An 11,484-nucleotide genomic window follows, 5' to 3' on the forward strand; every position below is an offset into this window, starting at 1 on the left:
GGCGATCTCCGTGACGCGCCGGCCCAGGCGCTTTCCGGCCCGCAGGTAGAACGGCGCCCCGGCCCAGCGCCGGGTGTTGATGTCCAGACGGATGGCCGCATAGGTTTCGGTCTTGGAATCGGCCGGGATGCCCTCTTCCTCAAGGTAGCCCTGCACCAGTTCCCCGCCCTGCCAGCCGCCGGCGAACTGGCCGCGGGCCGAGTGCGTGGACAGGTCCTCGGGCAGTTTGACCGCTGCCAGGACCTTTTCCTTCTCGGCACGCAGGTCATCAGCGTTGAAGGAGATGGGCTCCTCCATGGCCGTCAATGCCAGCAACTGCAGGAGGTGGTTCTGGATGACATCCCGGGCCGCGCCGACGCCGTCGTAATAGCCTGCCCGGCCGCCGGTGCCGATGTCCTCAGCCATGGTGATCTGGACGTGGTCAACGTAGTTGGCGTTCCAGAGCGGCTCGAAGAGCTGGTTGGCGAAGCGCAGGGCCAGGATGTTCTGGACCGTCTCTTTGCCCAGGTAATGATCGATGCGGAACACCGCGTCCGGCGGGAAGACGGACTCCACGATGTCGTTGAGCTTGCGTGCGGATTCCAGGTCGTTGCCGAAGGGCTTCTCGATGACCACCCGACGCCATTGGCCATCGCCGGCCTGCGCGAGGCCGTGCTTGGAGAGCTGGCGGCAGACCTGCTCGAAGGCCTTGGGCGGGATGGATAGGTAGAACGCATGGTTGCCGCGGGTGCCGCGGGTCTCGTCCAGTTCGTCAAGGGTGGCGCTGAGGCGCTTGAACGCCGCGTCGTCGTCGAACTCCCCCTGCACGAAGCGGATGCCCTCGGAGAGCTGGTTCCAGACGGCGTCGTCGAACGGGGTCCGGGAGTACGCCTTGACGGCCTCTTTAATCCCAACGGCGAAGTCCTCGTTATCCCACCCGCGCCGGGCGAAGCCCACCAACGCAAAGCTCGGCGGCAGGAGCCCCCGGTTCGCGAGGTCGTACACGGCGGGCATAAGTTTCTTGCGTGCCAAGTCTCCCGTTACGCCAAAGAGCACCAGGGACGACGGTCCTGCCACCCGGGACAGCCGGCGGTCGCGCGGGTCCCGGAGCGGATTATGCCCGGACCTGACACTCGAATCAACGTAAGTAACAGACATTGTTTGCCTTCTAACTTTCTACAGGCAGTGCGGCCGTCGACCGACGGTCAGGAGAGTATCTGCTCGCGGGTCTCCCCAAAGGGAACCGTGTCGCTGAGCGTGAGTGTGTATCGGCCCGGATCATGGCGAGTGACCAGGATGCCGGCAAGCCGTTGGGGCGTCTGCCGGAGCACGGCCTCTGCATTGTCGAGCAACTCGTAAAGTCGACCAGAGTCGGTAACGAGGACTTCCAAATGCTCGGCGGTCTGGCTACGCATGATGAACAGCTTCCTTCCCAGGGATTAGGGTCCCCCCAATGTGCCGACCCCTCGTCCTCGGGGGCGTGCTGTGTCTTCGATCGAGTACAGCGTGACGGGATCATCACGAACGAACAGCCGACGGCAGCCTGTGCCGTTCTCGATGACCCATATCAGTCGGCCGTCATCGGCGCGGTCATCAATACAACCTGCGTAGCGGAACGAATCGTCGGACCAGACTTCAACGCAATCCCCCTGCTGAAGGGAATCCCATTCCCGGACAGGCTGCTGATCGGGGAATCTGCAACTTCCCTTGGACGGTCCCAGCGTTTGTTGGCTCATGTCTTATTCCTTCCGCCTGGGCCCGGGCCGGACAATCGCCGACTACGGCTCACTGACGTTGCAGGAGCTGCAACCCGGAAGGTGGCGTCCCGGGGCTTTTGGGCTGCGGGACGCCACCGTCACTCGGCTGGCTAGACGATGGCCTCGCGGAGTTGCTTGGCTGCCAGGGCCGGGTCGGCTGCGCCATAGATGGCGCCGCCGGCGACGGCGACATCGGCGCCGGCCTGCTGGACGGCTTTGATGGTCGTGAGGTTCACGCCGCCGGCCACGGAGAACGGAACGCGGGCTTCTGCTCCGGCGCTGAGCAGTCCGTTCAGGTCGAAACCGGGCTGGGCCTGCTCGTCCAGGCCGGCGTGCATCTCGACGAACTTCGCACCCAGCGCGCGGGCTTCCTTGGCTCGGGTGACCTTGTCTGCCACGCCGATGAGGTCGACGACGATGCCTTTGTTGTGGGCCTTGGCTGCTTTGACGGCGCCGGCGATGGTGGAGTCGTCGGCGGTGCCGAGCACGGTGACCAAGTCGGCGCCGGCCTTGAAGGCGATGTCGGCTTCGAGTTCTCCGGCGTCCATGGTCTTCATGTCAGCGAAGACGATCTTGTCAGGGTGTGCGTTCTTGACGGCGGTAATGACGGAAAGCCCTTCGCTCTTCACCAAGGGCGTGCCGAGTTCGATGATGTCCACGTATTCGGCGACCTGACCGGCCAGTTCGAGGGCGGCTTCGGTGGTGAGGAGGTCGATGGCGACTTGGAGTTTCATGATGTTGTTTCTTTCTGTAGGGAACTGCGGTGGGTGTGGAAAGTGAAGGCCTCGGTTATTCGAGGTTGGCGTGCCTGAGCCAGAGCTGTTCGGCCGGTTCATCGGTGTTTTCCCACAGCGACTGGAAGAGGGCCTCGGTTGCGAGGAAAAGCACCTGTTCGAAGAGGGACCCGGAGTACTGGCGGGAAACGCTGGTGCCGTGGTCGGTCTTCTGGGCGGCGGGAATGATCACCAGTGCGTCGGCGAGTCCAGCGAGCGGCGAATCCGGGTTGGTTGTGAACGCGGCAATGCGCGCTCCGGCCTTCGCCGCTGTTTCCGCCGCCTTGACCACTCCTGAAGTCGTTCCCGATCCGGAGGCCACTAGGAGCAGGTCGCCGGAACTGATTGCGGGAGTGGTGGTGTCACCGGCGATGTGGACGGTCATACCCAAGTGCATTAGCCTCATCGCGGCCATGCGCAGGACCAGGCCGCTCCGCCCCGCCCCGGCGACGAACACCCGGCCTGGATGCCCGAGGTGGGCCGCCAAGCCGGCCACCTCCTGTTCGTCGATTTTGGCCGCCGTGTCCGCGATCTCGTCCCTGACGAGGGACAGATTGCGGACAATGTCACCTGTGGTGCTGTACACGGCACGCGTCGCATTTGCTGTCGGATTCACGATTTGTCCCCTTCGATTCGGCCATCGGCCGGTAGTAGCCGAATGGATGCTTTCTGGTTGATATCCATGATCCCGAAGCGAACGGGCAGGGGTAACGCTGTTTTCTGACGGTTCTGACTACACTTAAGGATTGGTCGGACATTCCCGGCCCCGGTACCTGTCCGGATGAGCGCAGCCGCGGAGCGTGGCTAAGTGCGTGAAACCAGCCAGGTCCGGTCCTGCGCCAGAATCTCGCCGTCGGTTTCGACATTTGCCGGTAGAGACGGATAGGGCGTAATCGCTGGGGCCGTCCGCTCACATGATCCAGACGTCCGAGAATCTCAAGAGGACTTTGCCGCTCGTGGCTGAATCCTTGGCGGTGACAACTTCGTCCATTTCGTCATTGAAACGGCGAGAGCTGGCGAGGTCGATCTCTCTCTTGTGGCAATCGATATAGGATCGCGTTGGTTGCCGTCCGGCAGGAGGCCGACCACAACGAGAGGCCCGACCTGAGTCACTGCCTAGAGGGCGGAGGCCAGGCAAGCTGAAAGCCGCAGTATTGAAGGATTTACTTGCATAGGCTCAAAAGAACGATCAAAGTCCCTTAAGTACCTGCCAAGACTGGTTAGGATTGACCCGACCCGTAGCCCATTTTCACCCGTAGCCCATTTTCGGAGCGCAGACTCTTGGCCTCGCCGACCTCATTCCAGTCGCAGATATATCGGTCCTTGCCGGAAATCGAGAGGGCTGATGCGATTGTCGACAGAATTACCAAGGCCATCGCCCTCGGGCTGCTCAAAGTAGGTGAACGCTTACCCCCCGAAGCGGCGCTCTCGGAGATGTTCGGGGTCGGCGGTGCGACCCTTCGCGAAGCTTTGGGGGATCTGCGCGAGCGGGGAATCGTCGAGACTCGCAGAGGCCGGAGCGGGGGAACCTTCGTCGTCAATCAGCCTCGAACCCAGACCGACACCATACGGGATTGGTTTCTCTCGACGTCTATTTCGGAAATACGGGACATCGGAGACGAACATTCCGCGATAGCCGCCACGACCGTCCGTCTGGCATGTGAGCGCGCGGAAGCACACGACGTCGACCGTCTTCAGGAACTTGCGCGAGCATTGGTTCTGGCGACGACCCCCGAAGCGCGTGCACCTGCAGACAGCCGCTTCCACATCGAGTTGGCAGTATCCGCGCAATCGCCGAGGCTTACCGATGCGGAAATCCGGCTTCAGGAAGAAACAGTTCGACAACTATGGACCCCCTTCGCTGTGGCATTTGACCCCGAACAGGCAACCGCTGAACACTTGGAATTGGTCCGGGCCGTGGCTCAGGACCAACCCGAGAAGGCACAGAAACTAGTGCTTGAGCACATCAGGCGAAACATTTTCCACCTGATTGACACGAAACTCACCCTCGGTTACGCCCAATCAGTTCAGGATGACCAATGAACCCCACGACTGAAGTCGTACATGCTGCCAGTGCCCTCGCTTCGTGGATTCGCGGCGTCTCCACCGAGACCGAGAAACTCTCCAGAAACGTTGCCTCGCTGCTTGAACGAAATCTGCTCGGCAAGTCCAAGGTCGACAAGGCTGCACTGGTCGGATTGGACGAAGTCCCACGGGAGTTCCTGACGAAGAACACGTTCGCTGTTGGCGCCGGGGCCTTCTTTGCCGCGGAATCCGTTGAAGAGGGCGGCCGAGCTTTGGAGTGGTGGTCCCGCAAGGAATCCGGTGCCATTGGAAGGCTTGATTTTGACCGGACTCCAGGCAGCAATCGATATTACGACTACGAGAAGCTGCCGTTCTTCTCGACCGCCGCTTCAACAGGTGAGCGGACCCTTTGGGGCCCGTATGTAGACTTTCTCGGCTTCGAGGAATACATTCTTACCTTCGCGGCTCCGTTTTCCGTCCATGGAAATTTTACAGGGGTGGCGGCATGCGACATTCGGATCAAGGACCTGGAACCCCTCATAATGCCAATCCTGCGAGTCATCCCAGGCGACGCCGCTCTCATCAACGCTAGCAACCGGGTAATTCTCGGCAACTCCGGGATGTACTTGGTTGGCGAGCGGATCAAATCCGGATCGCCAGATCAGCATCGAATTGCTCTGGATGTTCCCCACCTGGGGCTCTCATTGATCTACACCACCTAGCCTCAGACCTCCTGAAGTAGGCAGGAGATCATTGTTGAAGTTCATGCCCCGGTGATTTGGTAGGTCAGGGTGAGGGGTCGCTGGGAAGCCTGGTTGCCGCGTTGGCGAGTGCCTCGGTGATCGTGTCATCAACGTCCGTGCCCACGAACCCTTCTGCTAACGCACCCCGCCACCCCCGGCTAGCAGGCGCGAAGCCGCCGCATCGAGCTGTGCCCGAACTTGAACGCCCAAGCTCACAAAAAGAGACAGGAACGAAGCGCGTTGGCCTCAGCCGGGTACCAACGTCTACACGGAACGGACGAGGTTGGCCGTTGGTCAGGAACAATTCCTGACAAGCTAGTCAACGAAGCGGCAAACTTAACCTGAATAAAAACTCTTGCAATGCATGTTTAAATCTGCAACCTTTAGAGTGATCTGTTTCACAGGAGACGCTGCGGGAACGGTCCGAAGTTCTGCAAAGATCGCAGACCCGGATGAGAAGTGCACTTCCCCGAATACGCCACCCCCCACGAATTCGACCCCCAACGGCGTCTTTCTCAACGACCCCAACGGTGCAATCGTTCAGATTCGACTAAGGACTCCACATGTCTCAACTCAAGGACCACGATACGAGCGGTCTCAGCGACTTCGGCTACAAGCAGTCGCTCTCGACCGGGAGTATCGGTAAATTCGCCAGCTTCGCGGCTGGCGTCAGCTACATTTCCATCCTCACTAGTGTTTTTCAGCTGTTCTACTTCGGCTACGGTACCGGAGGACCGGCCTATTGGTGGACCTGGGTCGGAGTATTCGTCGGCCAGCTGATGGTCGCGCTCGTCTTTGCCGAGCTCGCGGGCCGGTATCCGGTCGCCGGCGCCGTATACAACTGGGCCAAGCAGCTTGCCTCGAAAACGACGTCATGGATGGCAGGCTGGCTGATGCTGATCGCGTCGATCGTCACAATCGGCGCTGTCGCACTGTCTCTTCAGATTACAATGCCGCAGATCTGGCAGGGCTTCCAGATGGTGGGTGACGGAACCGGCCCCTACGACTTCGCGGTCAACGGCGTCCTGCTTGCAACGATCCTGATCGCCTTCACCACACTCGTGAATGCGTTTGGCGTTAAACTGACGGCCGCCATCAACAGCATCGGCGTATTTGTGGAACTCTTCGCTGCTGTATTCCTGGTCCTCGCTCTGGCATGGCACGCAGTGCGCGGGCCTGAGGTCGTTTTCAACACCCAGGGTCTAGGCCAAGGCCAACCCCTCGGATACTTCGGCGTGTTCCTTATCGCAGCCATGGCTTCCGGCTACGCCATGTACGGTTTCGACACTGCCGGTTCCCTCGGAGAAGAAACCAAGAACCCAAAGAAAACCGCGCCAAGGGCAATCATCAGGGCCGTAACTGCGTCCTTCGTCCTGGGCGGAGCAGTGCTCCTCGCTGCTCTCCTCGCCGCTCCGAACTTGTCTGACCCCAAGCTCGGGGAAGCGGATGGAGGCCTCCAGTACATCGTCCTGTCGGTCCTCGGAGGACCCTTCGGCAAGGCCTTCCTGGTCTGCGTTGTTGTGGCAATCACTGTCTGCGCACTCGCAGTCCATGCTGCGGCCATCCGCATGATGTTCGCCATGGCGCGGGACAATAACTTGCCGTTCAGCCGCCAGCTTGCAAAAGTCCACCCGGTTCGTAAGACCCCCACGACGGCGGCCATCACCACCGGCGTTCTCGCAATCATCCCGCTGCTGATCAATATCGGTCAGCCCGCCATCTTTACGATTCTTTCCAGCATTGGAATCGTTCTGATCTACCTGGCCTACCTGCTGGTCACCGCTCCCATGCTCCGTAACAGGTTCCTGAAAAAGTGGCCGCTGCCTGACGATGGGGCAGGGACAGGCTTCAGCCTCGGTAAGAAGCGGGGCTTTATCGTCAATCTCACTGCTGTGGTGTGGGGGGCCGCAATGACCGTCAACCTGATCTGGCCCCGCCCGGAGATCTACAACTCCGTGCCACCGTTCGAGTGGTATTTCCTGTGGGGCGGAGTTATGTTCGTCGGATTCGTCGTTCTGGTCGGTCTCCTGTTGTACAGGCTGCGCATCAGACATCACACCGGTGTCCTGGAAGAACACTCGGCACCCGCGCAGGGCTCTGCAGGCGCCGACGAGGACCACGAGCTTGAACCCGTGCAGGGCTCTGCTGACGCTGACGAGGACGATCAGCTTGAGCCCGCAATGATCTGACCCCTCAAGGTAGGAAGGCAAGGACCGCTCAAGGAGCGGTCTTGCCTTCCTACCTGTGCGTCTGAGGCGTTTGTGCCGGAACGCCGGCGTAGCCTGATGCGTCCATGAACCCTGAACTAGGTGGCCGATCGTCAAAGACGGCACGGGCGACGTCTGGCATTACGGCCCCGCCGGTTGTCGAGTCATCCACCATTCCAGCATGGCGGTTCAGCACGCCTGTCGGGCCGCCGGGTCCACGAAGGGCCGGGGCCCGCAGTGGTCACGGTTCCAGCAGCGGCATCTTCTCCGCGGAATAGCGACACGGGGTCGCAGTCCTCATCAGGCCGGAAATATCAGGCCTGAAATCGCGTGTCCCGAGTTGAAATCCGCGGAGGTAGGGTGCGCGGACCGAATACGTCCGCGACGAGCGCATGCAGTACCCGGTAGGCGGTCGCCTGGGCGCGTCAGGGCGGGGAGCGATGAGGTAGCCGCCGCGGGCAGGCACTGGGAGATAACTTTCCTTCCGACGGGCCCAGGGCCGAACTCTTGCTTATGAGGGCGCAAGCAAGGGACCCAGGTGCAAAACACCAGCCTTCCCGGGCCTAATAATCATTCTGAGCATTAATTTTTGTAAAAAAGGCTGGACTAGATGAATTACGTCGCGTAGCTTTGCTTATGGGGCGAAGATGCGTGACTGGCATCACACCAGAAGAACTTGGTGCAGAGCTCGGCTGGGCCTCTGGACATCAGAGGATGCCGGGTTAGCAGATCCCCTCCGGGCCTGACAGGGGTTGTGAAGTGATCTGCAGCGCAGTCTCGTATGCACCCAAAAATTATCGGTTCTGACAAAGATGAACCCTGCTTTCACGACACTATTCTCAGGAGAGAACATGGAAACTACCCTCGTAGGAACACTCAGCAAGGCCGGATCCATCCACAAAGTAGAAGGCGGCTATATCGGGCTGCCGTCGATGAACGAGCCTGGGACGGAAGCTGCAATCGGTGACTCCCTCCACAACCCCGAAGGGTCAGTGATGAGCGCCGGATTCTTCGAACTGAAGGCATCCGAGCCATTGGTATACACCTACACCTACGACGAAATGAAGGTCGTCATCAAGGGTGAATTCATCCTCACCGATGAGGCGACAGGGGAAGTCACACACGCGAAGGAGCGCGATGTGCTGTTTTTCCCGAAGGGAACAACCGTCAAGTTTGAGACCCCTGAGTATGGCCTGGGGTTCTTCGCCGGCGAGCGCTCCTTCGCACCGTAAGGACCCTCCCGTGCGTTCCGTGTCCATGCCGCCGACAGCATGCACCGGCTTGGAACCAGGTTTTCGCGGTGTCATCTGCGCGTCGTTCGGCGCAGCAGGTGACATCGCGAAGCAAGACACCGGTGGCCGGCCCAGGCATGATCTTCATTTCGCATCTGCAACCCCGAACACTCTCTCGGACCTGAGAACTGTGCTCGGAGCTTCCCATGTCGGTGTCCGTCTTGTACTCGCGGGCCCGCAGGCGGACATTCGCGCGGCCGCAGCCGTCGCCGCGGAGTGTGGACTGCTGGAGGAGGAGGTGACCCTCCTGTCTGACGAAGCCGGACCCCGCGTTGTCTACTGCCCGCATTGCCTTACCACCACCATTGATCGGGCAGCCGGATCAGAGGTGGAGTGCCAAGGATGTGCCACTGTCCTGGCCATCACTGATCACTTTTCTCGTCGAAAAGGCGCATATCTGGGCTACTCAGCCCATGCCGAGGAGGCATCATGACAATGACGGCGCTGAAGACCCGTGCACATCCGGCGGTGGAAGGAGGTCTCCAGCTGGAGGTGACAAACGTCAGCCTTCAGACGGAGTCGATTATCAGCATCACGTTGGCTGACCCGTCGGGCGAAAGGCTGCCTTCTTATGTCCCGGGGAGCCACCTTGTGGTCCAGTACGGCAGCGGCGTCAATGCGTATTCGCTCACCGAGTCAGGCAGCGCCCCGTCCGAATACACCATCTCGGTCCTCCGCGTCGAAGACGGTGCCGGCGGCTCTGTCGCCATGCACCGGCTCTCAGTCGGTGACCGTGTGTATGTTTCACGTCCCCGCAGTGCGTTTGCCCCGGTGTCAACAGCGACGCATCATCTGCTGGTTGCGGCAGGAATCGGAATCACGCCGGTGCTTTCGCATGCCCGGGCCGCGGCTGAACGGGGCATCGCAGCATCCCTGATCTACGTCTACAGGCCCGGGGCCGGGGCGCACGTGGCAGATACGAGGGAACTGCTGGGACCTGGGCTGATCGAATGTACCGATCGTGGCAGTTTCCAGAAGGTTCTGACCGAACACCTCACGACCCAGGCCCTCGGAACCCATCTCTACGTCTGCGGGCCGGCTGCCTTCATGGATGCAGTCCTGGACCAGGCGCGGGAGCTTGGATGGTCACCGGCCCGGCTGCATTCAGAAGCCTTCGGCGCGGCCCCGTTGGACGAGGGCGAACCCTTCACGGTGAACCTGGTTCGCAGCGGCGTCAGACTGGAAGTTCCGGCCGGCGTTTCGTTGTTGGAGACACTCGAAAAGGCAGGGAGAAGCATTCCCAATATGTGCCGCAAAGGCATCTGCGGCGAATGTTCCCTGTCCGTAGTTCGGGGGGCACCTCAGCACCGGGATCTCTACCTGACCGACCAGGAAAAGGCCGCGAACACCACCATGATGTGCTGTGTTTCGCGCAGCGAAGACCCAGAATTGGAGTTGGACCTTTGAGCATCACCATCGACAGAGCCCCTGACACCTTCGTCCTCCCGGAACGCATCAAACGCTTTCCCTTTCCCTTTCCCGGTGACAGCTACCGCTACAGCGCCAATGTCGAACCGGCCCACAAAACAGTGACAACAGAAGCCGGCGCCTGGGGCGCCCGGCTGATCGACATCGACGAACACTACCTTCAGGAACTGGCCGAACGCGACGAGGTGCTCGCCCGCGACCCCTCACGTATGCAGGTCCTGCCCCACATGAGGACCGCAGTATGGGACGCCATCTCCACACTGCTGCCCGTAATGGCCGAGGAAAACCCGGGCACGATGTCCTTCCACCGCGAAGGAAACACCTGCCGCTGGCAGAACAGCCTGCAGGACCTCGGCGTGGAATTTACCATCGGCGACGACAATTCGCTGCCCATGGGTCCTCTGCGCTTCCTTGGCAGCCAAATCCAGGATGACGTCGTTCTGCTTGACATCCGTGAGGAGACGATGTGGCTCGACGCAGGCCTGGTCACCTTCGCCGCGGACTGGTCCTTCGGTTTCGACGTCGGCATGAACTTCCTCGAAATCCACGGTCCCGTCCCACGGGTGAAGGAGGAAAAGATCGTCTCCCGGGCGCATCAATTCCTCCTGCGGCTACAACCCGGGGAACAATATCGCAGAACCAACTGGACCATGACCATCGACCGGCGCCTGGACACCTCCACCGAAACCTACCCGGTATGGGGCCCGGACCGCGCAACCATCGCCAACGACCCCGCTCTGCCCGACAGGCTCCACCTCCGGGTCGAAGTCCAACACCTCATCCGTCTCCCACACACCGGGGTCCTGCTGTTCCTGGTCCGGACCCACCTCCTGCCCCTCTCCGACATCGCCAAGGTCCCCGCCTGGCGAGAAAAGATGGGCCACGTCCTCGCTGAACTCCCGGAAGACATGGCCGAGTACAAAGGCATCGCCCGCTATCGCAAAGCGGCATCCGACTGGCTGCTCGCCAACTGCATCTCCTCAAATAGTCCCTAAAAAGCTGGACTAGATGATTTCGACGCCAAGTTTGCAGATGGTCCCCCGGACCCCGCAGGGGTTTGGAGGGTCTTCGGCGCAGTCCTATTCGCAACCGGGGATGAACAGTCCTGCCAAAGGTGAACGGTACTGGGAATCCGAACCGGGCCTGTACGGGCCAACCTACCCGGCACGACCCTCATCCTGAACAGCAAACGTCCTGAACAATGAACCAATCAAGGAGAAACCATGACTATCGACAGTGAAACTCAAGCCGTAGTAGGGGTGGCGCACCCTCTTGATCCG

At 60.7% G+C, this 11,484-nt stretch carries 12 protein-coding genes; 7 read left to right on the forward strand and 5 right to left on the reverse strand.

The window, feature by feature from the left end; all coding sequences use genetic code 11:
* The 5 genes from zwf to hxlB form a co-directional block, all read right to left on the reverse strand.
* A partial coding sequence (zwf, locus tag NFJ07_RS25090; protein WP_269998776.1) for a glucose-6-phosphate dehydrogenase occupies nt 1–1,137 on the reverse strand: 1,137 nt, incomplete at its 3' end.
* 47 nt (nt 1,138–1,184) lie between these two features.
* Nucleotides 1,185–1,394 (reverse strand): hypothetical protein, encoded by a 210-nt coding sequence (locus NFJ07_RS25095; protein WP_269998778.1) that lies wholly within the window; start codon nt 1,392–1,394, stop codon nt 1,185–1,187.
* Nucleotides 1,395–1,418: 24 nt separating this feature from the next.
* Complete coding sequence (locus tag NFJ07_RS25100; RefSeq protein ID WP_269998779.1) at nt 1,419–1,715, reverse strand: hypothetical protein; 297 nt, start codon at nt 1,713–1,715, stop codon at nt 1,419–1,421.
* Between the two features lie 131 nt (nt 1,716–1,846).
* A complete protein-coding gene (gene hxlA / locus NFJ07_RS25105; RefSeq protein ID WP_269998780.1) occupies nt 1,847–2,470 on the reverse strand; it encodes a 3-hexulose-6-phosphate synthase in 624 nt (207 codons plus the stop codon).
* A gap of 55 nt (nt 2,471–2,525) precedes the next feature.
* Complete coding sequence (hxlB, locus tag NFJ07_RS25110) at nt 2,526–3,125, reverse strand: 6-phospho-3-hexuloisomerase (protein WP_269998781.1); 600 nt, start codon at nt 3,123–3,125, stop codon at nt 2,526–2,528.
* Nucleotides 3,126–3,832: 707 nt separating this feature from the next.
* Here hxlB and NFJ07_RS25115 point away from each other — a divergent pair.
* The 7 genes from NFJ07_RS25115 to NFJ07_RS25145 all read left to right on the forward strand — a co-directional run bounded on the left by NFJ07_RS25115 (nt 3,833) and on the right by NFJ07_RS25145 (nt 11,199).
* A complete protein-coding gene (locus NFJ07_RS25115; protein ID WP_269998782.1) occupies nt 3,833–4,552 on the forward strand; it encodes a FadR/GntR family transcriptional regulator in 720 nt (239 codons plus the stop codon).
* Nucleotides 4,549–5,256 (forward strand): cache domain-containing protein, encoded by a 708-nt coding sequence (locus tag NFJ07_RS25120; protein ID WP_269998784.1) that lies wholly within the window; start codon nt 4,549–4,551, stop codon nt 5,254–5,256. The genes NFJ07_RS25115 and NFJ07_RS25120 overlap by 4 nt, the downstream gene beginning before the upstream one ends.
* Before the next feature lie 584 nt (nt 5,257–5,840).
* Nucleotides 5,841–7,466, forward strand: coding sequence for an APC family permease (locus NFJ07_RS25125; protein WP_269998786.1), 1,626 nt, complete (start codon nt 5,841–5,843; stop codon nt 7,464–7,466).
* Nucleotides 7,467–8,335: 869 nt separating this feature from the next.
* Nucleotides 8,336–8,716 carry a cupin domain-containing protein gene (locus NFJ07_RS25130; protein ID WP_269998787.1) on the forward strand — a complete coding sequence of 127 codons (381 nt, stop codon included), beginning with the start codon at nt 8,336–8,338 and terminating at the stop codon, nt 8,714–8,716.
* A gap of 25 nt (nt 8,717–8,741) precedes the next feature.
* Nucleotides 8,742–9,209: a dimethylamine monooxygenase subunit DmmA family protein gene (locus NFJ07_RS25135; RefSeq protein WP_269998792.1), complete on the forward strand. Its 468-nt coding sequence runs from the start codon at nt 8,742–8,744 to the stop codon at nt 9,207–9,209.
* On the forward strand, nt 9,206–10,183 hold the full coding sequence (locus tag NFJ07_RS25140) for a PDR/VanB family oxidoreductase (RefSeq protein WP_269998788.1): 978 nt from the start codon (nt 9,206–9,208) through the stop codon (nt 10,181–10,183). The genes NFJ07_RS25135 and NFJ07_RS25140 overlap by 4 nt, the downstream gene beginning before the upstream one ends.
* Nucleotides 10,180–11,199: a heme-dependent oxidative N-demethylase family protein gene (locus tag NFJ07_RS25145; protein ID WP_269998790.1), complete on the forward strand. Its 1,020-nt coding sequence runs from the start codon at nt 10,180–10,182 to the stop codon at nt 11,197–11,199. The genes NFJ07_RS25140 and NFJ07_RS25145 overlap by 4 nt, the downstream gene beginning before the upstream one ends.
* The last annotated feature ends 285 nt before the right edge of the window (nt 11,200–11,484 follow it).

This window comes from Arthrobacter sp. B2a2-09, assembly GCF_027587375.1.
Classification (GTDB): domain Bacteria; phylum Actinomycetota; class Actinomycetes; order Actinomycetales; family Micrococcaceae; genus Arthrobacter.

Bases quoted from the DNA above. Each gene is read 5' to 3' on its own strand.
- NFJ07_RS25095 (WP_269998778.1), bottom strand. From the start codon at position 1,394: ATGCGTAGCCAGACCGCCGAGCATTTGGAAGTCCTCGTTACCGACTCT.
- NFJ07_RS25100 (WP_269998779.1), bottom strand. From the start codon at position 1,715: ATGAGCCAACAAACGCTGGGACCGTCCAAGGGAAGTTGCAGATTCCCC.
- hxlA (WP_269998780.1), bottom strand. From the start codon at position 2,470: ATGAAACTCCAAGTCGCCATCGACCTCCTCACCACCGAAGCCGCCCTC.
- NFJ07_RS25120 (WP_269998784.1), top strand. From the start codon at position 4,549: ATGAACCCCACGACTGAAGTCGTACATGCTGCCAGTGCCCTCGCTTCG.
- NFJ07_RS25125 (WP_269998786.1), top strand. From the start codon at position 5,841: ATGTCTCAACTCAAGGACCACGATACGAGCGGTCTCAGCGACTTCGGC.
- NFJ07_RS25130 (WP_269998787.1), top strand. From the start codon at position 8,336: ATGGAAACTACCCTCGTAGGAACACTCAGCAAGGCCGGATCCATCCAC.
- NFJ07_RS25135 (WP_269998792.1), top strand. From the start codon at position 8,742: ATGCCGCCGACAGCATGCACCGGCTTGGAACCAGGTTTTCGCGGTGTC.
- NFJ07_RS25140 (WP_269998788.1), top strand. From the start codon at position 9,206: ATGACAATGACGGCGCTGAAGACCCGTGCACATCCGGCGGTGGAAGGA.